The sequence below is a fragment of the Vibrio sp. genome (genome assembly GCF_984391705.1).
The window spans coordinates 1-22,045 of sequence record NZ_CFHWOM010000002.1; the positions used below are offsets into that span (position 1 = coordinate 1).

The window sequence follows — 22,045 nt, forward strand, 5'->3', positions numbered from 1 at the left end:
AAAGTGGCTCAAAGCCAGCGATGACATTGAGTAAGGTACTTTTGCCGCTACCACTTGCGCCCGTCAGAGCGACACTCGCTCCTGTGTTCAACGTAAAGTCGACCTCTTCCAGCACGCGATGTGTCTCTTTGCCATCGACAAAACTTTTGCTGGCGTGTTTAAGTGTGACAAGTGGGCTTTCCATTTCCTCTCCTGACTCTTTCAAGTGTGGCGATCAAAAACTCTTATACTGGCTTTAAAGAAAAGTGAGTCACAATCGATGTTAGTTTAAAGATAACGTAGCACACTATGTAGGCATGAGAAGTTATTGATTTGCTGGTGATGTTGAGTGCGGTTGCCGACGATGACTAAGTTTATTCCCAACTCTTTGCATGCTTTCACATCCCAACTCGCGTCACCAAAATAGGTCACGGGCAGTTCAGCGCTTTGGTCAGCCTTAGATTGCGCCACGCGCATAATTTGAGTGCGGGAGTGATGATCGTTAGAAGAGGCTATCACTAAGCCATTCGGGTTGAATCCCGCTGACTCCAACTTGAGTTTAGCGGTTTCTCCCCAGCCGCCTGTGGCGATTGACACTATGTGTTGGTCGCTTTGCAGTAGATAAGAAACAAAATCTCTGGCACCTGGGATTTCTTTAGCTGGCTCATCTCGTAGCGTATTTGTGATATTGCGAATGAAGACTGGTTTTACTAAACGTTCTAACGTTTCGAAAGAGTAGTGGGGAGCCTGTCTTTCGACAAAGGTTTGTAGAATTCCTTTGTCGGTAGCGTGGGGATAAGCCTCCCAGTCGCTCGAAAGGGTTATACCTGTGACTTCTTGTACCGCGGACACGAAACATTGCTCATCGAGCTCATAGGACTGAATCAGCGTACCATCAATATCTAGCATGACATGGTTCATAGCGGACTCCTTTAATTATCGGGCGACGGAGTAAGTCAAAAGATCGTCAAACTCGCCATAGAGTCCGGTATTGGGATCTGCTGTCATTCCCAGCTTTTTTATGATCGCCAATGAGGCTAAGTTTTGCTTTAAGGCGACACCATAAATCTTGTCTAGCGGTTGGGTCTTGAAGGTTTCTGAAATCACGGCGTTGGCGGCTTCAAATACATAACCTTTGCCCTGATAACTGGGAAGGATAGCGTATCGCACATCACTAAACCTTGGATCGGCGCATTGCTCTACACCAACATACCCAAGCTTAATGCTAGGTTCTGCTTTTTCATAAATGATGTAGGTGCCATAGCCATGCTGCCAATGAGCAAGGCGTTTGTCAGTGTATAACCTAATTTCATCTTCCGTGTACGCGCTGCCTTTGGGAAGGTATTTGGTTAAAGCATCTGAGCCTAGAATCTCTAGGAAGATATCAAGATCACCTTCTGTTGCGGGTTTGAGAATTAGGTGCTGAGTGGAGAGCATAGATGTCCTTATCATTACTGCTAGAGCGCTGGGCTATGGATAGAGTTCTAGCTCGTGCTCAAATTTGTTTTCACCTACTTTCTCAAAACCCAGTCGTTGATACAACTTGTAAGCAGGATTGGTTTTGATAACGCTCAAACCAACCACTGCATTGGTTATTTTTGCTTTTTCTATCAATGAGTAGATGAGTTGGCTACCAACTTGTAAGTTCTGATAGCCTGGGTGGATTTGAATTTGGATCAGGTACCACAAGTTTTGTTCTTTTTGGTACTCGGTTTTAAATAACCCAATCGGAGTGTCATCAAGGATGATGATCTGTGCGCAATCAAATTTGTATTGAATTCGGTCTACATACGCTTCGTAAGTGGTTGGCATACCGGCATCTTCGAGGTAATCACGCATGGTTGCATGGCGTAGATTGATCAGAAAGTCCAAATCTGAGGGGAGCGCTTTTCTCAATGTAAGCTTCATATCTTCGTCCGTAAATCTCAATACTCATTTAGGTGCATACTGCCATCATTGAGTTTGCGAAACAAATTTTGTTTGAAATCTGACCAAAAGAAAAAGCGCATGTAGGCGAGAGACTAACATGCGCTTTGTGCATTTTACTGAGATGACTGCTGCTTAGTTTGGAGCGTAGTCGAGTGAGTTTACTGTAAGTGGCGACGCTTGCGGCTTACTTAGCTTGAGTATCTCCAGCATAGTTAAGGCTGCTTGGCTGATACCGCCTTGATACACTTTATGACCATCAGGGTTGGTCATTGAGGTTTCACCAACGTTCCATGCGTTGAAAAATTCACTCAAATCGTAACCTGATACGTACGAGCTACATACCATCATTAAGTCCCCGCCAGACAAGCCGGTTTCTGAAGAACTGCAGTAGTTTTTGCCTTCATCTCCCTGCGAATCACCACGCGCTTTACGGTGCATTAGCTTGAACATGTTCCAGCCTTCATCGCTGCCATACACCGCTGGTTTTTCGGCGTCTGGGTACCAGTCGTCGATTTTGAAATGGTGTTTAGCCCAGATTTTCAGTTGACCGAACATCACCAAACGCATACCCGCATCACCATGAGACCAAGCGTGTCCATTGTTAGAGCTTAGCCAAATTGGTGCTTTTTTGATGTCGGTGCGAATGCGATCCATCTCTGGGTTGTTGTTGCGACCTTCAAGCTCTTGCATGTAAAGGGCCAGCACATTGTTGGTTACCTCTGTACTGCCAGCAGCCGTGAAAGGTGCGGCAGCGAGGTTGTGACCGACTTCATGCCATAACAGCCAGTCATCAATTGCGTTGGTCGGAACGCTAGTGCTATTGGCATTGAAACCAGAGTTCATTACTGGGTAGCCCGAGTGAGCGGCGCCGATAGAAATTTGCACGTCATTGACGAATCGATGTCGAAACTCTTTGAGCTCTGGATAGGTGAAGCGGCGATGTAGGCCGTCTGCCGTGGTCTCATCCCTGCCATAGAAGTCACTTGCCGCATCTGCGAAGCGGTTCATCTCCTTGGCAAATTTAGCCAAATCTAGGCTTTCTAGATTTTTAACCGCCGTGGTGTAGATGAATGAACCTGTATCTACTTCGGCAATCGGTGCTGTTGCGAAATCTGGAGAGTTTATCCACTCGCCTTCTTTCCACCACGCTGCTTTTTCTACGCCTTCGAAATTGAAGGAGACTTCACCCAGTTCAGTTTCTTTGGGTTGAACATAGATCAAGCCACCGTATGGAGCCTTGAAGGTCAACGTTGAACCATCATAGTGATAGCTTGTTTGCATTCTCGGCGGGCGTTTCAAGCTTACTTCATGGCGTGGTTTACCCGTTAAATCATCGGCCATCATCACGGTAATGGTTGCTGCTACGCCGCCGCTTACAGAAACGTCTTGCAACTGAGGTGCCCATAGACCTGTGGATTGTCGGTTGCCTGCCGAGTAGGAGACCGCTTGCCCGTCGGTTTGGATATTGATTGATTCATTGCCACCAAAGCTCGGCGTTTTCCCTGGGTATTGAGTGGTGTCTACCGTAATGTCGAAGTCCCAGAATGAACGCCCTAACATAATACGAGTCAGAGGTTTTTCCATGTAGTTAAGGGGGTAGCTAGGGTTGAGTTGTCCTGCAAGCTCACCTTCACCATGAAGCATGTTGTTTGCAACCAGCGATGCCTTTAGATCAACGGGGCAGTTTGCTTCGCCAGAGTTTGGCTGATGTTTGCCATCGGTATAACAGTTGAGGAACTGAACGGCTTGCTTAAAGCCAAGTTCGTCCTGAATATTACTCTCGTAGCGGTATGGGTTGTCGTTCCACATCCAGATAGAGAGGTTGTCGTAAGTTTGGTTTAACTCTGTACTTGATAAACGCACACCCTGTTTACCTTTAGTTCGGTAATAGATCTCGTGGTTGTACAGAGCGGTAAAGTTTGCCCCTAGATTCGCGGCTTTAACCATGCTGCTAATAACCGATGGGCTGACCTCATAACGGTCGAAATCGGCACGATAGTAGTTACCTCGAACAGTGACGCCATCCCCTTGGCGTGTCTCAATACAGTTAAACTCGTATTGATACTCGTTACTACAAACGGGTGTCCCCTCAAAAGCGGTTTGTAGCTCTTCAATGGCGGCTAAGCGTTCTGCTTCGTTTTTAACAAAAATACGAGCGTGCTTAGTGATTTTGACTATTTGTCCCTCATCATCCAGAACAGGCTTGCCGTTTACATCCAGCTTAACCACTTCATAAGTCGGAATTTCGAACTTGATCTTGGTTTCATCTTTGATCCATTCAACACTGCCATCTTGGTTGACGGTAAACGGTGGTTTGCCATCCACATCTTGGAATCGCTCTAACACCACCATATCGTGTTGGCTTTTAACATGTAGATTTGGGTACATGCTTTGGCAATAGTATGACGAGCCGCAGAAAGCCTGGTTGGTTGGCGTCACATTTTCCCCGCCAACGGATATACCGGCAGCGTCCGCTAGGCGGCCAATTGGCTCAGGGTTTGCGGTTTGCAGTGCTTCCATAAACAGCACGTTGCCGCCGTTGTTGATGTACTTAATCAATGCCGTAATGTCGCTCTGGCTGAGATTTGGGTTGTCTAAGTCTGCAACGAACTGGTGGGTCATACCGTCGCCGATGATGCGTTTTGGATACGCCTGCAGCAACAGGATAGGTGTTTGCTTTGCATCAAGCCCGCTGAGTCCATTTTTACCCAAGGTGGTCACGGCGCCAAAGCCAAATTCTGGATTAACAAAGAAGTCGTATTCTAAACCCGACTGTGAGTTATGGTGTGCGGCGTACGCTTTGGTTATGTTGGTCGCAATGTTTAATCCGGCTACCGATTCGCCTTTGTTAAACCATTGGAACAGGTTAGAGAAGAACCGCTTCATTGCCCCGTTATCGTCATGCAACGTATTCACTGCGCCGTTGATAGAACATGTTTGTGTTTTGCTATCGATCTTTAAGGCGCGATCTGTCCAATAACTCTCAGGGCACGACAATATGCTTGGGTACAAGCCATTACCCATAAATACCACTTTGCCTTGGCCAATTTCACCCGCTGTGACGAATGGAAATCCGTAAGTTGCATTGTCTTCAGACACGGTTGGGATCGCTGGCATGTCTATGGTTGGATGCTCAGCAATGTATGGTCTGCCCTCGCGTGTCCAAGCTTGTGGCTCGCCAAAATTGAGTTCTCGGTTTTTGTCCGCGCGAGGCATCATGATTGGGAAAGCACGGTTAGACAGGTTGAGGGTACGCATACCGCGAGTGTAACCCGTTGCTCCATAGAAGCTGCCATTGTCATTGAATACATGGAAGGTATTTACGTTGCGAAAGATAGCATTCAAGGAATCAGTAACGTATTTACCACTGTCCAAGGTAAGCACCGTTGGCTGGTGGAAAGCTCTGCTAAATAGTGTGGTTTGATTGAGCTCTCCATCAATATCTGCGGTTAGCCCGCTACTAAACTGGGCTTCAAATTCGTTAGGTAGCGCAAAATCAGAACCGTCAATAATGCCGCCATTCGGTAGGCTTAGATTAATGAGTTCGTTGATGACATTTGGATAGCGAGCAAAGGTCTGTTGCACCTTATCGCTAATTTCCAAATTGTTTGCGTTAGACGTGGCGTAACGATCAAGTAGCGATTGGATGTTGGCTTTTACCACCTGATTATCGGTGACATCCGTGAGTTTATAGTCGATTTGGTTGCCTGCTAGCTTGCCAAATTCAAACGTATCGATACCGAATGTGATGGTATCGCCCCACAAGTATTCGAATTCGCCATTTTCGTCCGTGATGCCAGTGGAGTTGGCTGAGAAATAACTGATACCACTGATAGTTTGGCCGTTTTCATCCGTTAGCTTGCTTCGCGTCAGCACTTTACCTTCGGTGCTTGGTTTATAAACGTAACTCTCTTCCGCAGATGCAGAAACAAAGTTAGAGTTCAGGTTGTTACTTGCGTCTGGATCGACTGCTGGCACGACATCTTCATCGACGTGAGAGCTTGGCGCTTTATCCACTTCATCTGTCGACTCTTGTTTCTTTTCGTCTAAGTAGTCATCAACAACTTGATTGTCATTAAGGTGCTGATAAACATTTTCAATATCGAAAGCGTCTAATTCGTTAAGGCAGATTTCATTGTTGCTGTCACAGGCATCGATCGATTGAAGGACTTTGGTTACGTTTTGGCCATGCAACTTACTTAAATCAAACGACGTTGTGATGTTGTCATTGAATGCGGTGTTGCGCGAATCACCCGGGAAAGGTGCACTAAATTCACCGAGTGGGACATGCCCCAAAGTACAAGTGAACGAGGTCCCTTGTTTAACTTCAAACGTACCTTGGCTAAGAACACTGCCATTACACTCCACTTCTCCCGATACCGTTTGACCTGAAGCAAGCAGTGAGCCGATGTAAGTGACAGGAGGGATGATATCTGTCGGAGGAATGGTTTCTGTTGGTGGTTGGGGATCAGGCGAGACAGGAATGTCGTCTATGGTGATTTTGTCGTGACAGCCTGCCATGGTGATGGTGGCTATCGAAAGTGCAAGTAAGGTTCTTTTCATAATCTACTGGTTTTATAACGTGAGCCAGTATTCTAAGTGCTTATTTTATCTATATTTATCAAATGTTTTAATCCTCACAAGTAAAGATCTTTATGGTTTGAAAAGATGGCTTTCTGCGACAAATAAAAAAGCCACTCAACTGAGTGGCTTTCGTTAGATTAGGCTAAGTCAGACTTAGATGTAGTACGCTTCTACTTCGCCTTTAAGTTGGATAAGCATAGGGTTGCCGAAACGGTCTTTTGCTTTTGGAGAAGCAATTTTTACCCAGCCTTCGCTCACGCAGTACTCTTCAACGTCTGTACGCTCTTTGCCTTTAAAGCGAATACCGATCTGGTGATCGAAGCACTCTTTTACAAAGAATGGGCTACGTGGGTTGCCTGATAGGCGATCTGGTAGAGCTGGTTTAGCTGTATCTGTCATTTTTTGTGACCTTGAAGTCCGTAGAAAAAGTGCGCCATTGTAGTCATAGCTTGGTCTTGGTTCAAGCCATCAAATGACGCGAATTAGAAGCGAGCAAAGCTTTTTCTACAAACCCTTTAAATACTGTGCGTTTGCCGTAGGGTGAATCATATCGTTGAGCGTTTGGGCACGCTCTGAGTTTGGTTCTTGTAGCGCAAGCAAAAATGCATCGACAACCTCTGGCTTACTCATCGATACTCTGGTTTCTGTTTGGATATCGCGCAGGTCAATCAGCACGTCAGTCAACAGCTGCGGCAAATCTTGCAGCACTTGCAGATTGAGTACGTTGTACTCGCTGTAGATAGCGTTATGACTGCCTTTTTGTTTTTGCACCACGTACGGGTTGTCTTTTAGGTTGATGATGGATGTGCGTTTGTCGCAGCGCCTCAAACAGCCTTTGTTTACTTTGATCTTGCGGCAGCCTTCGGTTTGTTGGAACAAGCATTGGCGACTGGTTAAGAGTGTATTTGGGTGATAAATACTGTAGTAGCTGCGCATGTTGTGTGGTCGCTTAATGTGGCGCATCTGCTTCATGTTCAGCTCGTTAGAGATAAACGCACCGCTTGCGGCGAACTCTTGTTGCAAACATTTGAACGAGTACGAGTTCACCGTGTTCATTTGCGGGCCTGCAACCCAACCTAAACCTAGCGTTTGAGCCAACATGCCCACACCAGAGTTATTGGTGATCGACAATGCTGGCTTCACGGCTTGTAAGAATGCACGTGCGGCTTGGTAATCGTCACCAATCAAAATCGCAGGGAACCAAGGTTTCAATCTTGGGTTTGCTTGGAACAACTCAATCATCGCATTCAGTTCACCCGCCAATCCCATTGGTAGCTGGAAGTAGACATCGACGTTGCTGTCTTCGCATAGTGCGGTATCTTCTACTGATGAAATCAATACCGATAGCTTCGGAGCGCCTTCACGCACTAGTGGCTCGGGCAGCGTTGGTAAAGTCGGCACATCAATCGCACCCTTTAGGCTACTGCCAGAGGCTTGCGTTGAGGTTACGTCAAAGTTTTGCGTCTTCTCTGCAACCTTCTCAATGATTGCGGTTTTGTCGTCGTAGAGCTTTTTCTTCACGCCTTGTACATCATCAGCGGATTCGCATTTGTAGATCTTAGAGAAATGTTTCACCGCGTGGTCACGAGGGTTGTCGATGTACATCGCTTTACCAAAGTCGCCTTGCAAAAACGCGTTGGAGAAATCACGGTTGAAAACGGTGTAAAGCTCAGTGGTGTCGTTCGACAGTTCCACACCATCGCATAAGCGATCAATCTGTTTACGCCAGTTATCGACCACGGTGTAAACATAATGGGACTTCTTGATTCGGCCTTCCACTTTCAACGAATACACGCCCGCATCGGCAAGCGCTTCTAAATCGCCAAACGCTGAATTGTCTTTCATGTTGAGAGGGTAGCTGTTACCTGTTTTGGTGGTTTCGTACTGCTCACGACAAGGCTGACTGCAACGACCACGGTTGCCTGAAGCGCCGTTGCGCGCCGAGCTGATGTAACAGATGCCAGAGAAACCAATACAGTAAGAGCCATGAACAAACACTTCCATCATCACATCATGTTCACGACCAAACTGAGCCAAATGCTTAATCTCACTGATGTTCAATTCACGTGAGAGGTTTACACGGCTGGCTGTTAGCTGGTTAAGAAACAGGATCTGACCTTCATTGTGTGTATTGAGCTGGGTAGAGGCATGAACATCCAAGTCGGGAAAGTAGTTTTTAAGGATGTAGGCTAAGCCAAGATCTTGCACGATGACACCATCAATAGCGGTGGTATTAAGTTGGCTAAGTAAACGCACGATGGCTGGGATTTCGCTTTCTAGAATCAATACATTCAAGGTAAGGAAGATCTTACAATCGTGCTGATGAGCAAGCTGCAACACGCCATTCAAGTTATCTAAGGTGAGGTTGGTGGCGCGGTTACGTGCATTAAAGCGGTCTAGGCCACAATAAATGGCATCTGCACCCGCAGCAATAGCGGCTTTGATGGAATCTAGATCGCCGCCCGGGGCTAATAACTCGAATTGATCGCGTGTCACTATTTATCTCTTACTCAACATGAACGTGAGCACGCATTCTACGGGGTTCAAAAATGTGATGTAGCTCTAGTTCACTTTTTATTAATCTGGGTCAATAAGATTTTGTTTCCTTTAAGTGCACCAATGAGAGGTAAATCATAGCTAATAACTTTGTTTAAGCATTATTTTGTTAAAAGTGTATGGTGTACGTATCCCCATTTTGAGAGTGCAGACCGTCGTTATTATGAACCTTAACTTTATCAAGCATTTCTTGGCCGTTTATGATTTTGGCAGTATTACCAAGGCGGCAGAGCATATGGACATGACTCAACCTTCCATGAGCAGTGCGATCAAAAAGTTTGAAGAGAGTTACGGTCAACCGCTGTTCGTTAAACTCGGCCGCACCATTCAACCGACGGAAGCGGCAGATTCGCTTGCGTATCAAGTGCGGCCAATAATGGAGCAACTTGAGCAAGCGCTGTATATGCCAAGAGAGCTGGTGGTTTGTGGCCCAGAGATCATTCTCCAGTCATTGCCTAATATGGCTGGCGTACTGTTGACCGAAAGCCCAGCGATTGAATATCGCATGCTGGATAAGATTCGCTCTGGCGAAGTGGATATGTTGTTTGACGATATCACTGTTGACGATCATACCTTTGTAACGGAAGAGGTTCGAGAGTATCAAATTGGCTTTGCTTGTCGCCAAGATCATCCGTTTATTGGTAAGGCATTGAGCATGGAGCACTTTGAACGCGCCGATCATATTCGTTTGCGGCTACAAGATCGCAATGTTGGTGCGCTAGAAGCACGCACGGAACAGACCTTTCAACGTAAAATTGTCCGTGAAGTGAGTGGGCCATCGAATCTACTACTGAGTGTCAGGAACACAGATGCAATCTGTATTGTCACTGAAAGCATGTTTGGTTTAGCGCAGGAGCTTGGACTCAAAGTATTGGAGCCTCCATTTCCTATTCGTCCTTATCAACTTAAACTCATCTATCACCGCCGGAATCTGGCCAATAAAGCCCATAAGGATGCCCGGGAGAGCATTAAACAGCACTTAAAAAAGCCACTCAGTTGAGTGGCTTTTTTATGTCACTAGTAAATATATAGATAAAAGCTATGAATTGAATAGTCACTGGTCAATGGTTAACCATACCTTTCCCTTTTAGTATTACCCCATCAACAGAACAGACGGATTTGAAGTGAATTGGTAAGGACGCCCGAATCGATTAATCCAAAACTATTGTTTCAGGGTAATACTATGAAAAAGTCTATCGTTGCTTTATCTATCTTGGTTGCTTTTGGCGTATCTGCACACTCTCATGACGCTTCAGAGCGTTTGACTCATGGCGATCACAGCCACGCGTTCGATATCAGTGATTACAACATCATCATTTCAGATAACTACGACCCAGTAAAAAATGGCGTGAAGTTTGTTGAGCCTAAGTTCTCAGCAGAGAAAAACAGCTATGTTCAGCTTTCTGATAAAGATGTCTCTGGGCAGTTCCCTGAAATAATCTGGCGTGGTGAGCCACTGTTTACGCCTGAGTACTCAGAAGAAAACATGCAAGCGGCATTGAAAGAGGGCAAAATTCACCCAGAACTTGCTGAGATGGAACAGCACCTGACACAGCCTGTTATCTTCAAACTTAGCGATCGCATGTACAACGCTTATGGTTTTGAAGGCGCGTCAATTACCTTTATTCAAGGTGATGAAGGCTTGATTATTGCTGATGCTGGTTCGGCAAAAGAGACAGCAGAAGCTATGTTAGCGGCTTATCGCCAAGCAACAGGAGATAAGCGTGAAGTTCATACTATTTTCTACACACACCACCACCCAGATCAGTGGGCAGGTAGTGAAGGTTTAACGACTCGTGAGCGTTTTGAAGCCGGTGAAATCAACGTGATTGCTCATGCCGATTTTCAACGCAAAATGAACGAAGAGTCCGGTATTTACCTCAACCAACAATCAATTCGTACCGGCTATGCATTTGGCGCATTCCTACAGCGTGACAACGAGTACGATAAAGGTGTGAATCAGGGCGTAGGCTATCCGTCAGAAGTGATTATGCGCTCTCAGAATAAGAACTTCTTTGCGCCAAATATCTTAGTTGATGACTTGTTGATTCTTGAAGTGGATGGTTTAACGCTTGAGTTCTTCCATACCCCAGGTGAAGCACCAGATGGCGTAGGACTTTATGTTCACGAAACTGGCGACATGGTTGGCGGCGATACTATCCAAGGTGAAACGCTACCAAACCTCTACACTATTCGCGGCGCTGAGTACCGTGATGGTCTAGAGTGGGCAGATTCTATCGACCGTATGCGTCGTTACCACCCGACAGCTTTGTCTTTGCACCATGGTCGTTCGGCGGTAGGGGTTGACCGTGTAGAAGATGTGATGAAGGCGTATGCAGACAGCTTACGTTACATGCAAGACCAAACCGTGCGTTTCATCAACAAAGGCTACACTATGCATGAACTGTCAGACTCTATCCGTTTGCCAGAAGAGCTGAAACATCATGACTATTTGCGTCCACTGCGTGGCTCTGAATACCAAAACGTTGCCAACATCTATGCAGGTAATGTGGGCTGGTTTAACGGTGACGCATCAGAGTTTGCTAAGCCTGCTCATAAAGATATGGCGCAAATGTACGTTGATATGATGGGCGGTGACGCGAAAATCAAGAAAGCGGCAGAGCAGTTCATCAAAGAGCAAAAATACGGTGAAGCGATGCAAGTGCTTACTCATGTCATCCGTGTTGACCACCAAGACATGGGCGCTCGTGAACTGAAAGCACAAGCGATGGAAAATTGGGCGTGGGAGCAATCGGTACCAGGCTGGCGTCACTGGGGTTTAACAGGTGCAGCTGAGCTACGTGGTCAACTTGACGGTGTACTCGATACGATGAACTTCTTTGGTGATGCGAGCAAATTTGTCGATGCGCCAACCGATGATGTGATTAGCTTAATCCCAACTCGTCTAAAAGCGGAAGAACTAAAAGCTGATGAAACCATCGTTATCAATATTGATATTGAAGGTGCGAGCTACTTGATTAATGTGTCAAATCGCACCATGGCAATCGACAAGATGCACGCAGACAATGCCGACTTAACGGTGAAAGTATCGAAAGCTGATTTTGTTCACCTGTTCTTGGTCAAAGATTTGAGTGTTAAAGATTCATCTGCAAAAGCAGTCAAAGGAGACTTAAACAAACTGCAACGCCTAGTGGATGTGACTGACGTATTTTCTCCATTCTACTTACACGTTCGATAACCCAATTATCGGATATCAGATGAGGCAGGGATGCCTCATCTTGCTTTTATTGGGAAATCAAATGAGGTAAGAAAAATGAAATTTGATAAAAACACCTTCGTTCCACGTGCTGCTTTTGCCGTTATATTCGCCACTCTTATCATAGCGCCACAAGCTAAGGCAGAAGAAGTTCAAGACATGAGTGATCCTTTGGCGGTGTACACTCAAGCAGGAGCGGGTTGGACCACAAAAGGGGCCAACATTAAGCTGGGCCAATCTTATGATACTGGCCATGAAGATACGATGGCTCAACATGTATTAGAGTTAAAAGGCATTGGTGGTGATTTACTGGGCACATCAGGCCAGGCAACTGACTCGGTTGACTCGATGCGCTATCGTCATTTCCATGTTGATACCACTAACGGGCGAGGCAACCAAATAGATCTCAATTGGAACTTTGAGGCAGGAGCGGGTAATGCGTCTTACAGCTTGATCCAAGCTTTGCCTAAACTGGGTGCGGTACAGCTTTATCCTTTAGCGGGACTTGGTTTAACTGTTGATGAAAGTGACTCTGGTTACTCGGTGCCGTCATCATTCGGTTTAGTTGGCATGTACGGAAAAGTCGAGATCACCGACTCCATTTGGCTTAACTACAACCCTATGTACACCACTCAGCTTGGCGGTAATGACGGCTATCAAGAGAGCTATGGATTCGTCAACGAAGCAGCGATCGGCTACCAAATAACGCCGAGGCAAAACATCCGCGCGTTTTGGAATTGGGGCGAAGTGCTTGATGGTACCGACTTCCGCGTCGAGATGAACTATCAGTTTTAAGCCGTGTTTCGGGCTCTGCGAAGAATTGTCAGAGCTTGGAAACCATCACTATGACTCACGTTGTTCGCAGACATAAACTTAGGGTAACGCATGGGAATCGTGGTCATAAGCGCTTGGATAAATGTAAAGGTGACAGCAAAGTTCAGGCAATAACTAATTAAGTAGGGCCAATTAAACTCAAGTAGAAATTGGCACACTAGGTAGTTTATCCATGACGTCATTGGCCCGGCGAGCAATACTAAGATTCTAATGTTTGGACTTAGTGACGGTGAGATATCGCACTGGCCTAAATGAAAAGGGGCGAGAGAGCTTTTAAGGGTGAATCGTCCCAACTTCCACTGCTTTCCTTTATCACATTGCCCCAATCGCACAGTTATCTTCTTTCCAAGTACTAGCTGAGGTAGTGCATGCCCCATTTCGTGCATCAAAGTTAAGATTGGCATGACAACAAACAGTGATAGCAACAACGCAATAACTGTATCCATTGATAATTCCCTCTGTTTTTAATAGCTTTCAATTATTACGGTGATTCTTTTGTTCCGTTTAGCTATGCGACGAACGGTTGTATAGAGGAGTGAGGTGCAGTGGCAGCGATGAATCGATTATCAAAAATAGTTTGATAATAATTCAAAGATTAGACTGTTTATCGGGCTTTATGGACAGATTAATATCGCTAGCAAGAAAACCAATACCACAGCTCTTTAGTGGCAGTTGACGATGAAAGTAAAGGCTAAGTCGATGAGCAAATTAACAATTGTGGCAAATGTTATTGCCAAGCAGGACCAAATAGAATTGGTAAAAAATGAGCTAACTAAGCTGATTGAACCGACGCGTAAGGAAGAAGGATGCATTCGCTACGACTTACATCAGGACAACGATAATCCAGCTCATTTTGTCTTTTTAGAGAGTTGGAGCTCTCAACAGCTTTTGCAACAGCACTTGCAAAGCGAGCATATTGCCGCTTATCGCGCAGCGACCGATGGCGCTGTTGAAGTGTTTACTTTAAATCATCTGACCCACATTGCGTAATTGACTGAATTTGACCGAGGCACAATCTAATGACACACCCAATTATTAACGATCTAAACACTCGCTACACGGCTAAAAAATACGATGCGACGAAACGCATTTCTGCTGATGATATCCAAGTGATCAAAGAGGCGCTGCGTCTTTCGGCTTCGTCTATCAACTCGCAGCCTTGGAAATTCATCGTATTGGAAAGCGACGATGCGAAACAGCGTTTCCACGATACGTTTGCAAATAAGCATCAGTTTAATCAACCGCATGCTAAAGAAGCGTCGCACACTATTCTCATGGCTTACGATCCAAAATTCACCAAAGAGAAGTACGCTAAGCGTGTTGATGCCGAAGTGACATCAGGCCACTTACCGGAAGATCGCTACCACATGATGCTTGATGGCGCATACGGGTTTGCAGAAGCGAATACAGACGAAAATGGCTTTAATGGCACTTGGACAAAAGCGCAAGTCTACATTGCACTGGGTAACTTACTGCACACCTTGGCTCGCCTTGGTATTGATTCAACGCCAATGGAAGGGGTAGACCCAGAGCTTATCGGTCAGATCTTTGAGCAAGAGTTAGATGGGCATGTATGTGAAGTGGCATTGGCGATTGGCTACCACCAAGATGGGGAAGATTACAACCATGGTCTCCCAAAAGCGCGTATGCACATGGATGATGTGATTGAAGTGCTCTAATTCACCGATAACAATGAAAGCCTGACTAGACAGTCAGGCTTATTTTTAATTAGGTTTGCGCTGATTAAAGTAACGCATCAGCGATACGCTCATCGCACAAGCTAACAGCACGTAGCCAAGGTGCTGCACTAAGCCTGAAAGTGCCAGCCCACCACCTATCATCAGATAGTAAAGTAAGCCAAATAATGCTCCTGCACTTCCAACGTACTGTTTATATTCGACCAAAGCATTGCTGAGTATGTTTGGAATTGCGATGCCAAATGACATCACTACCAACACCATTGGCACCACAAACCAAATGTGACTAATGCTAACCAGTACCCCTAGGGCGCCAATGACAAGTAAACTCGCGGCGATATTGAGGATTGCATTGGTTGTGACTCCGCGTTTTAGCAGTGATTTGTTTACTAAGCTGCCTATTAACGTTCCTACTCCAAGGAGGAGACCACTGTAGCCAAATTGCTGAGCAGAGAGCCCCATTTGTTTGAAATGAAAACCACCAAGTTGGTAATAAGCAAACAGCGCGATGTTAAACAGTGCGACTAGGCTTGCTGCTTGCCAAATTCGTCTATCTTTGATCATGGCTTTACTAAGCTCAGAAAGCTTGAGTTTCGGTTGAGTCACTTGAGTTTCTGGTAAGCGGATCAGATTGAGGATGAGCAGAACTACGGCTAACCCACATAATGAGGCAAACACCCATTGATAGCCGCCTAGTTCAACGAGTAACCCACCTGTTGCCATACCAAGAATGGGGCTGATGGATAAACCAATGCCCATTAACGCAAACACCTTACCTAACTCCTCCCCTGAAAAGCTGTCGCGCAGCATCGTCTGGGTAACGACGGAGCCCACAGCAACACCAAATGCGCTGGTGGCTCGGGCGAACAAGAGTAAAGCAAAGCTATTCGTCAGCATGGCCGTGAGAGCTGATAGTCCATAGACGATGAGCCCTGCGATCATAGTCGCTCTGCGTCCCCATTTATCAGCTAGGATCCCCCAAGTTACCACACCGAAAGAAAAAGCAGCAAAGTAGATGGAGAGTGTTTGCGATGCTTGATGGGCACTCACTGAAAATGCCTCGGAAATCCCATTCAGGGCCGGGCTGTAGATGGTCTCAACCACTTGGGGAAACATCAGCATTGTGAGCATTAGCCACAAAGACGGTTTACGCGCCATTATTTATCCTCATAGAGTAATTTACTTGGCACGCAGTATAGAGAGAACTATTCTATTCCTATTAACAACATTAATACCAAAAACATCAAGAATCGGACATTATGGCAATCATAGATGAAAAGACGCAATTTGATCCTGATGAGATTGCAATACCTGTCGTTGGTATCGCTGCGGCTGTTGGGAAGCACGACTCGGGTATGCATCGACATCAAAAGGGGCAACTACTATATGCTCCGCAAGGCTGTATGCATTTTGCGTTGCAGGGTTCGATTTGCGTACTCCCACCGAGTAAAGCGGTGTGGATACCGGGTGGGGTTGAGCACCGAGCGATAATGAGCAATGTGGTTGAATATCGCTCACTCTATTTTGATTCGACGGATTTCCATTGCCTGAAAGAGATTGCGATGATTGAGGTGAATGAACTGTTGAAGTCGCTGATCAACACAATGGCACTTTGGCCGTGGGATAAAAAGCCAGAGCAGAGCCATTACTACACCCAACTGTTCTGGCATGAGTTTGAGCAAGCCAAACGCCAATCTTTTTTCCTGCCACTGCCGTCAGATAAGCGCTTGACGGGACTGCTACGTGAAATGAATCAAGAAGATTACTTGTTACCCGAACTTAATTCTCTAGCGCAATCTGTGGGCGCGAGTAGCAAAACCCTGACACGTCTTTTCAAAACTCAAACAGGCATGACGTATCAAGAGTGGAAGCAACAGTGGCGATTACTTAAAGCGATACAGTGGCTGTGTCAGGCTCGGCAAGTAACAGAGGTGGCTTATCGGCTCAACTTCTCATCAGACAGTGCTTTCATTGCATTTTTTAAGAAGCAAACGGGTATGACTCCGCTGAGCTTTCTCAAATCTGAACGGCCCTAGAAGGGGTGGTGAGAGAAGATATCGTCAATCATCTCCGCTAACAATTCGTCGTTGTCATCGGCTTTTGCATAGGTACGCAGGCCAGCAATTTGGATCTGTAAATGCCTGGCTAGTTTGACTGGGTCTTTGCTTTGCTCAATTTCTCCATGCTGCTGAGCTTGGCCGATAACTTCAGCAAAAGTCCGCTCCATTTTTTGAAAACATTGCTGGGCTCTCTCTAACAGCTCCTGATGTTCGTCAGTCAATTCTGCAATTGTTTTAGCCAACATACACATCCCGTTGGGTGCATCTTGCTTGGTATTGATAACCACTTTTTTTACAAATACTTTTAGTCCTTCGAGAGGAGAAGAGGCCTCTTCAATGCAGGTGGCTAACAACTCGATGCCCATTTGGGTGTAGTTGTTGAGAGCCTCTTTAAACAGCCCATCTTTACTGCCAAACGCCGCATAGATGCTGCCAGGGCGCATATCGATCACATCCTGTAAGTTTCGCATAGAGGTGGCGTGAAAGCCTTTTTGCCAATAAAGGTCGGTGGCTAGGTTGATGACTTGCTCACGATCGAATTTAGCTGCTTTACCCATACTTTGTTGAAACTCTATTTTGAACGACAGTTCAAATTATAGTTACTTTGTTTTGTAGGGTAAAGCTGTCATGTTTTTTCGCGGACTTTTCTGGAGGATAAAAAATTTTAAAAGAAATAAGCCAAATACTTTCAGTTGCTTAGCGTAATCTTTATTACCAATCTGAACGATCGTTCAAAATAAATCTTGAACGATCGTTCAAGTGGATCTATTGTATTTTCATTCACTGGGGAATCACCTAGTCAAAAACAAAAGATCAAACTTGAAAGGAAAAGAGAAATGAAAGAGTTCAAACGTCATACACTAGAATCAGCGCCAGAAGATGCACAAGCGATTTTGCAGGGTGCGAAACAAAGCATGGGGGCAATCCCAAATCTGTTAGCGACGCTAGCGGAAGCACCTGAAACATTAAAAGCGTACAACCAGCTTCACACACATTTTGTGAACAGCTCATTTGATAATGAAGAGCTAACTGTCGTGTGGCAAACCATCAATGTTGAGCATGAATGTCGTTACTGCGTTCCAGCTCATACCCTGATCGCTAATTCAATGAAAGTGGATGGAGCGATTACTGAAGCGTTGCGCACTGGCTCTGCATTACCGACAGAAAAACTTCAAGCTCTGCATGATTTCACCCTGAGTATGGTACGAAGCCGAGGTAATGTGACTCAGGCCGATTTAGAAGCGTTTTATGCAGCCGGTTATGCTCAGCAGCAAGTATTAGAAGTGATTTTAGGCTTGTCACAGAAAGTGATCAGCAACTATGTAAACCATGTGGCGAAAACGCCATTGGATCCTATGTTCCAACCATTCGCGTGGGGCAACTGATTCAGCAGATTACTGGTGAAAGATTAAGTTAGCAATAACATTGTCAAAGGCCCACTTGATGAGTGGGCCTTTGCACGTTCGAAGTTTATGCCTCGATAGGCACAACCAAAATATCGACTGGAGATTTATTAATAAGGTGCTGTGAATATGAAACTATCCGGCTCCAAAAATCTTGGTGATGGCCACAGATCAACAAATCGATTCTGCTGTCACTGATTACATCATGGAGTTTGTCGCTCAAATCTCCAGTACCGACGATGAACTGCGTGATCGGGTAATTGGTATTGGTATCAAATGACTTAAGTTGTTCCATTGTGTGCTCGTTTAACGGTCTCAAGTCAGGATTCGCTTTAATGTCGACGAGATCAGGATAGATCTCCCCATGCGTTCCGTCGATATGAATAAAAGAGATGCGCGAATCAAGTTGATTGGCGAGAAAAACGGCGCGCTCGATAAGGATGTTACTTTCTTCCGAGAGCTCTAGTGCGACAAGGATATGTTTGTAATGCATAACCAGCCCCTCTTACTGAAAACACTAACTAAAGAATAGTCTTACTTTCGCGAAAAGAGTGCTGAATCGATCTCGCTATTCATAAATATTCAATCTATTTCACTGGTTATTGATCTTAGTCAGCTTGAGATATCTATTTAAAGCAGTGTAATCTGTCCGTGATTGTCAAATAGGAATAGATAATATGTTGCTTGAAGACTTACATGTGGTGTTGAAAGTTGCTGAGATGCGCAGCATTACTGGGGCTGCCAAAGCGTTGGATATGAGAACCGCGACAGCGAGTGCAGCGGTGAAAAGGGTAGAAAGTACGCTAGGTTCCGAGCTATTCATTCGTACGACACGCCAGTTGAGATTGTCGAGCGCTGGTGAACGTTATCTTCCGGAATGTGAGAAAGCCTTGGAGCTTCTATCTCAAGCTAAACAGTCCATGCGTGAAGAGCAGGGCGAGATCGATGGCGAAGTCAGGATCTCACTCTCGTCCGATCTTGGACGGAACGTTGTTGTACCTTGGTTAGATGAGTTTCTTGACGCGCACCCAAAGCTCTCACTTCGTACTCATTTGAGTGACAGCAACGTGGACTTGTATCGAGATGGTGTGGATATGGCACTGAGATATGGCTCGCCTACTGATTCCAACCTGTATGGTTTCAAAATCTGCGACATCAAGAAAATCCTCTGTGCTAGCCCGGACTATCTTGCAAAATATGGTGAGCCTAAGAATATAGAAGAACTTAAACAACATAATGGACTGTTTTACCAACTTCGTGATGTTCTTAAAGATGAATGGGAGTTCCTCAAAGATGGCAAAGAGTTCAAAGTGAAGATGTCGGGCAACCGAGCCTCTAATGATGCGGATTTGGTTCGCCGTTGGTGTGTGGCAGGTAAAGGTGTTGCCATCAAATCCTACCTTGATATGTCGAATGACCTCTTAGCTGGTAATGTTGTTGAGATCATGCCCGAATATCAGCCAACGATCAGCGAGTTATGGTTGGTTTGCCCAAGCCGCCGCTCGATTACGCCAACTGTTCGTTTATTGCGGGACATGTTTAGAGAGAGAACAGAGCAAATTCACCAACAGCTTGAAGAGAAAGGCCTTATTCACTGTAGCAAAACTAGGAAATAATTCTCTCTTACTCTAACCTTATTTGTTCCGTATAAGCTGTTCTACAATCATTTCCAGATTCAGTTGTTTTATGGAAATGTTGCTATGACGAGCTTCCCGGATAATTTTCTTTGGGGCGGCGCGATTGCCGCTAATCAAGTAGAAGGGGCTTTTGACCAAGATGGTAAAGGCCTTTCTACCTCGGATATGTTGCCGAAAGGTATCTTAAGCCCTCATCAAACACGAGTGGAGCGCAATGATGGAATTAAAGATCTTGCGATCGACTTCTACAACCGTTACCCCGACGACATTCAGTTGTTTGAGGAAATGGGTTTTAATTGCTTACGCCTATCAATAGCTTGGACACGAATTTTTCCTAACGGCGATGAGTTAGAGCCCAATGAAGCGGGGCTAGCCTATTACGATAATATTTTCGATGAGTTAGCTGAGCGAGGTATGCAGCCGTTCGTGACTCTATCTCACTATGAGATGCCTTATGCCTTGGTGGAAAACTATGGAGGCTGGGGTAGCCGAGAGCTTATCACCTTTTTCGAACGTTACGCGCGAACGGTCTTTGAGCGTTATAAAAACAAGGTCAAACTTTGGTTAACGTTCAATGAAATCAACATGTCTTTACACGCACCATTTACAGGAGTTGGGCTGCAAGAAGACGCAAGCGAGCAAGCTATCTATCAAGCGATTCACCACCAATTAGTCGCTAATGCTAGAGCGGTCAATGTGTGTCATGAAATCATCCCAGATGCAAAAATCGGCAACATGCTACTTGGTGCGATTAATTACCCGTATACCTGTAACCCTGATGATGTGATTGCAGCAATGCATGAGAACAATAAGTGGCTGTTTTTTGGGGATGTGCAAACGCGAGGTAAATATCCGGGATACATGCTGCGCTATTTCCGAGAGCAAGGGATTGAGATTGATATGAGTGTTGGCGATGTAGAAGAGCTCGCCAGTGCCAGTGTCGATTTTATCTCGTTTAGCTATTATGCCAGTGGTTGTGCGAGTGCGGATCCAAAGCAGAAAGAGGTAGGAAATATCGTAGATAGCGTGCCAAATCCTTACCTAGAGAAAAGTCAGTGGGGGTGGTTGATCGATCCAAAAGGGCTGCGCATATTGCTTAACTTTTTACACGATCGCTACCAGAAGCCATTGTTTATTGTTGAAAATGGGCTAGGAGCGCGAGATGAAGTCACCCCAGAAGGTGAAATCATTGATGACTATCGTATTGCCTATTTAAATGATCACCTTGTCCAAGCAAGAGAAGCGCTTTTGGATGGGGTTGAGCTAATGGGCTTTACGAGCTGGGGTCCAATTGACTTGGTGGCCAACTCAACCGCAGAAATGAGTAAACGTTACGGTTATATCTATGTGGATCGTCATGATGATGGTAGTGGTACGTTAGAGCGCAAACGTAAGAAGAGCTTCTACTGGTATCAAGATGTCATTCGCAGTCAGGGAAAAACGTTAAAAGAATAGTGAAAGGAGCCTTAGGGCTCCTTTTTATTTGATTGGCAGGCAAGGAAGAAATCAATTGCCGACTCAAGGTTGTGTTGTCTGTCGGCAGGGTCATCAGGTGCCATTCCTAAAAAGACAGGGAAAAAGGTTCTGCCTTTGACCAAGGCCCAAAGATTGGTTGCCAGCTCTGTCGTGTTTTGTTTGGGTAGCGCACCATGTTTGATGGCAGACTCCAGCCACGCTTCCATTGGGCATGTTTTGATACTCTCGACCTGATTAAGGTGACACTTACCTTGGCACATCGCTTCGATGGTTATGGCGACCAGCAAGCGACGTTTCTCACATTTCATCACTTGCTCAAGCTGCTGACTGAAAATATCAATTAACTGCTGCCGTACACTCAAATCAGGATTGAACGGTGGCAAGGTTCGATTCAGTTTCTCTTCTTCCATGATGTGTTCAACCACAGCTTGGTAGAGATTTTCTTTAGAGCCAAAGTGAGAATAGACCGTAGGCTTAGTCGAACCCGCATGCTTAGCGATCACGTCCAGTGATGCTCCTTGCACACCCATTTCTTTGTAGCACTCGATAGCGGCTAAAATAATGCTGAGCTTGGTTCGCTCGCTACGTTGGCTTCGTTTGTCCATACCTTTATCCATACAGGATGGGGAAAGCTGCAACGCTACCATAGTTTTTTGTCACTTCTAGCTGTTAA

Annotated in this window: 21 protein-coding genes; 9 read left to right on the forward strand and 12 right to left on the reverse strand. The window is 45.5% G+C overall.

Annotation, left to right across the window (positions count from 1 at the left end; all coding sequences use genetic code 11):
- The 7 genes from AC4MRV_RS02315 to AC4MRV_RS02345 form a co-directional block, all read right to left on the reverse strand.
- Positions 1-184, reverse strand: a 184-nt coding sequence (locus tag AC4MRV_RS02315) for an ATP-binding cassette domain-containing protein (protein WP_491185807.1), incomplete at its 3' end; no start/stop codon positions are given.
- An 83-nt stretch (positions 185-267) separates the two neighbouring features.
- Positions 268-900: an HAD family hydrolase gene (locus AC4MRV_RS02320; RefSeq protein WP_491185808.1), complete on the reverse strand. Its 633-nt coding sequence runs from the start codon at positions 898-900 to the stop codon at positions 268-270.
- Positions 901-915: 15 nt separating this feature from the next.
- Positions 916-1,416, reverse strand: a complete 501-nt coding sequence (locus AC4MRV_RS02325; RefSeq protein WP_491185809.1) for a GNAT family N-acetyltransferase — start codon at positions 1,414-1,416, stop codon at positions 916-918.
- Between the two features lie 33 nt (positions 1,417-1,449).
- The gene (locus AC4MRV_RS02330) at positions 1,450-1,887 is read right to left on the reverse strand and encodes a GNAT family N-acetyltransferase (RefSeq protein WP_491185810.1); all 438 of its coding nucleotides are present in this window, start codon (positions 1,885-1,887) and stop codon (positions 1,450-1,452) included.
- Positions 1,888-2,040: 153 nt separating this feature from the next.
- Positions 2,041-6,471 carry an SslE/AcfD family lipoprotein zinc metalloprotease gene (locus tag AC4MRV_RS02335; protein ID WP_491185811.1) on the reverse strand — a complete coding sequence of 1,477 codons (4,431 nt, stop codon included), beginning with the start codon at positions 6,469-6,471 and terminating at the stop codon, positions 2,041-2,043.
- Positions 6,472-6,645: 174 nt separating this feature from the next.
- A complete protein-coding gene (locus tag AC4MRV_RS02340) occupies positions 6,646-6,891 on the reverse strand; it encodes a DUF3297 family protein (RefSeq protein WP_005473870.1) in 246 nt (81 codons plus the stop codon).
- A 105-nt stretch (positions 6,892-6,996) separates the two neighbouring features.
- Entirely contained in the window at positions 6,997-8,988 is a 1,992-nt protein-coding gene (locus AC4MRV_RS02345) for a peptidase U32 family protein (RefSeq protein ID WP_491185812.1), read from the reverse strand.
- Positions 8,989-9,211: 223 nt separating this feature from the next.
- Between AC4MRV_RS02345 and AC4MRV_RS02350 the strand changes: the two genes are divergently transcribed.
- The 3 genes from AC4MRV_RS02350 to AC4MRV_RS02360 all read left to right on the forward strand — a co-directional run bounded on the left by AC4MRV_RS02350 (position 9,212) and on the right by AC4MRV_RS02360 (position 13,060).
- Entirely contained in the window at positions 9,212-10,048 is an 837-nt protein-coding gene (locus AC4MRV_RS02350) for a LysR family transcriptional regulator (protein ID WP_491185813.1), read from the forward strand.
- A 183-nt stretch (positions 10,049-10,231) separates the two neighbouring features.
- Complete coding sequence (locus tag AC4MRV_RS02355) at positions 10,232-12,247, forward strand: alkyl sulfatase dimerization domain-containing protein (protein ID WP_491185814.1); 2,016 nt, start codon at positions 10,232-10,234, stop codon at positions 12,245-12,247.
- A 75-nt stretch (positions 12,248-12,322) separates the two neighbouring features.
- The gene (locus AC4MRV_RS02360; protein WP_491185815.1) at positions 12,323-13,060 is read left to right on the forward strand and encodes a hypothetical protein; all 738 of its coding nucleotides are present in this window, start codon (positions 12,323-12,325) and stop codon (positions 13,058-13,060) included.
- Here AC4MRV_RS02360 and AC4MRV_RS02365 read toward each other — a convergent pair.
- Positions 13,057-13,545 carry a hypothetical protein gene (locus AC4MRV_RS02365; RefSeq protein WP_491185816.1) on the reverse strand — a complete coding sequence of 163 codons (489 nt, stop codon included), beginning with the start codon at positions 13,543-13,545 and terminating at the stop codon, positions 13,057-13,059. The genes AC4MRV_RS02360 and AC4MRV_RS02365 overlap by 4 nt on opposite strands.
- A gap of 253 nt (positions 13,546-13,798) precedes the next feature.
- On the opposite strand from AC4MRV_RS02365, the gene AC4MRV_RS02370 reads away from it, so the two are divergent.
- Both AC4MRV_RS02370 and AC4MRV_RS02375 read left to right on the forward strand, forming a co-directional pair.
- A complete protein-coding gene (locus tag AC4MRV_RS02370) occupies positions 13,799-14,089 on the forward strand; it encodes a putative quinol monooxygenase (RefSeq protein WP_491185817.1) in 291 nt (96 codons plus the stop codon).
- 29 nt (positions 14,090-14,118) lie between these two features.
- Positions 14,119-14,778 (forward strand): NAD(P)H-dependent oxidoreductase, encoded by a 660-nt coding sequence (locus tag AC4MRV_RS02375; protein WP_491185818.1) that lies wholly within the window; start codon positions 14,119-14,121, stop codon positions 14,776-14,778.
- A gap of 45 nt (positions 14,779-14,823) precedes the next feature.
- Here the strand turns inward: AC4MRV_RS02375 and AC4MRV_RS02380 are convergent, their stop codons facing one another.
- Positions 14,824-15,954 carry a multidrug effflux MFS transporter gene (locus AC4MRV_RS02380; protein WP_491185819.1) on the reverse strand — a complete coding sequence of 377 codons (1,131 nt, stop codon included), beginning with the start codon at positions 15,952-15,954 and terminating at the stop codon, positions 14,824-14,826.
- Between the two features lie 101 nt (positions 15,955-16,055).
- On the opposite strand from AC4MRV_RS02380, the gene AC4MRV_RS02385 reads away from it, so the two are divergent.
- Positions 16,056-16,832 carry an AraC family transcriptional regulator gene (locus tag AC4MRV_RS02385; protein WP_491185820.1) on the forward strand — a complete coding sequence of 259 codons (777 nt, stop codon included), beginning with the start codon at positions 16,056-16,058 and terminating at the stop codon, positions 16,830-16,832.
- Here AC4MRV_RS02385 and AC4MRV_RS02390 read toward each other — a convergent pair.
- Positions 16,829-17,413 (reverse strand): TetR/AcrR family transcriptional regulator, encoded by a 585-nt coding sequence (locus tag AC4MRV_RS02390; RefSeq protein WP_491185821.1) that lies wholly within the window; start codon positions 17,411-17,413, stop codon positions 16,829-16,831. The two genes, AC4MRV_RS02385 and AC4MRV_RS02390, sit on opposite strands and share 4 nt — an antisense overlap.
- A gap of 279 nt (positions 17,414-17,692) precedes the next feature.
- On the opposite strand from AC4MRV_RS02390, the gene AC4MRV_RS02395 reads away from it, so the two are divergent.
- A complete protein-coding gene (locus AC4MRV_RS02395) occupies positions 17,693-18,241 on the forward strand; it encodes a carboxymuconolactone decarboxylase family protein (protein ID WP_491185822.1) in 549 nt (182 codons plus the stop codon).
- 85 nt (positions 18,242-18,326) lie between these two features.
- Here AC4MRV_RS02395 and AC4MRV_RS02400 read toward each other — a convergent pair whose 3' ends face one another.
- Positions 18,327-18,752 carry a universal stress protein gene (locus AC4MRV_RS02400; RefSeq protein ID WP_491185823.1) on the reverse strand — a complete coding sequence of 142 codons (426 nt, stop codon included), beginning with the start codon at positions 18,750-18,752 and terminating at the stop codon, positions 18,327-18,329.
- Positions 18,753-18,936: 184 nt separating this feature from the next.
- On the opposite strand from AC4MRV_RS02400, the gene AC4MRV_RS02405 reads away from it, so the two are divergent.
- Together AC4MRV_RS02405 and AC4MRV_RS02410 are read left to right on the forward strand one after the other, a co-directional pair.
- Positions 18,937-19,875: a LysR family transcriptional regulator gene (locus AC4MRV_RS02405; protein ID WP_491185824.1), complete on the forward strand. Its 939-nt coding sequence runs from the start codon at positions 18,937-18,939 to the stop codon at positions 19,873-19,875.
- A gap of 84 nt (positions 19,876-19,959) precedes the next feature.
- Positions 19,960-21,351, forward strand: a complete 1,392-nt coding sequence (locus AC4MRV_RS02410; RefSeq protein ID WP_491185825.1) for a glycoside hydrolase family 1 protein — start codon at positions 19,960-19,962, stop codon at positions 21,349-21,351.
- Between the two features lie 11 nt (positions 21,352-21,362).
- On the opposite strand, the gene AC4MRV_RS02415 is transcribed toward AC4MRV_RS02410, so the two are convergent.
- Positions 21,363-21,977, reverse strand: coding sequence for a TetR/AcrR family transcriptional regulator (locus tag AC4MRV_RS02415; RefSeq protein ID WP_491185826.1), 615 nt, complete (start codon positions 21,975-21,977; stop codon positions 21,363-21,365).
- Positions 21,978-22,045 lie beyond the last annotated feature (68 nt).

Coding starts and splice junctions, on each gene's coding strand:
- AC4MRV_RS02385 (WP_491185820.1), top strand. CDS start 16,056: ATGGCAATCATAGATGAAAAGACGCAATTTGATCCTGATGAGATTGCA.
- AC4MRV_RS02400 (WP_491185823.1), bottom strand. CDS start 18,752: ATGCATTACAAACATATCCTTGTCGCACTAGAGCTCTCGGAAGAAAGT.
- AC4MRV_RS02410 (WP_491185825.1), top strand. CDS start 19,960: ATGACGAGCTTCCCGGATAATTTTCTTTGGGGCGGCGCGATTGCCGCT.
- AC4MRV_RS02390 (WP_491185821.1), bottom strand. CDS start 17,413: ATGGGTAAAGCAGCTAAATTCGATCGTGAGCAAGTCATCAACCTAGCC.
- AC4MRV_RS02340 (WP_005473870.1), bottom strand. CDS start 6,891: ATGACAGATACAGCTAAACCAGCTCTACCAGATCGCCTATCAGGCAAC.
- AC4MRV_RS02325 (WP_491185809.1), bottom strand. CDS start 1,416: ATGCTCTCCACTCAGCACCTAATTCTCAAACCCGCAACAGAAGGTGAT.
- AC4MRV_RS02380 (WP_491185819.1), bottom strand. CDS start 15,954: ATGGCGCGTAAACCGTCTTTGTGGCTAATGCTCACAATGCTGATGTTT.
- AC4MRV_RS02365 (WP_491185816.1), bottom strand. CDS start 13,545: ATGGATACAGTTATTGCGTTGTTGCTATCACTGTTTGTTGTCATGCCA.
- AC4MRV_RS02335 (WP_491185811.1), bottom strand. CDS start 6,471: ATGAAAAGAACCTTACTTGCACTTTCGATAGCCACCATCACCATGGCA.
- AC4MRV_RS02415 (WP_491185826.1), bottom strand. CDS start 21,977: ATGGACAAACGAAGCCAACGTAGCGAGCGAACCAAGCTCAGCATTATT.
- AC4MRV_RS02360 (WP_491185815.1), top strand. CDS start 12,323: ATGAAATTTGATAAAAACACCTTCGTTCCACGTGCTGCTTTTGCCGTT.
- AC4MRV_RS02405 (WP_491185824.1), top strand. CDS start 18,937: ATGTTGCTTGAAGACTTACATGTGGTGTTGAAAGTTGCTGAGATGCGC.
- AC4MRV_RS02375 (WP_491185818.1), top strand. CDS start 14,119: ATGACACACCCAATTATTAACGATCTAAACACTCGCTACACGGCTAAA.
- AC4MRV_RS02355 (WP_491185814.1), top strand. CDS start 10,232: ATGAAAAAGTCTATCGTTGCTTTATCTATCTTGGTTGCTTTTGGCGTA.
- AC4MRV_RS02350 (WP_491185813.1), top strand. CDS start 9,212: ATGAACCTTAACTTTATCAAGCATTTCTTGGCCGTTTATGATTTTGGC.
- AC4MRV_RS02330 (WP_491185810.1), bottom strand. CDS start 1,887: ATGAAGCTTACATTGAGAAAAGCGCTCCCCTCAGATTTGGACTTTCTG.
- AC4MRV_RS02370 (WP_491185817.1), top strand. CDS start 13,799: ATGAGCAAATTAACAATTGTGGCAAATGTTATTGCCAAGCAGGACCAA.
- AC4MRV_RS02320 (WP_491185808.1), bottom strand. CDS start 900: ATGAACCATGTCATGCTAGATATTGATGGTACGCTGATTCAGTCCTAT.
- AC4MRV_RS02395 (WP_491185822.1), top strand. CDS start 17,693: ATGAAAGAGTTCAAACGTCATACACTAGAATCAGCGCCAGAAGATGCA.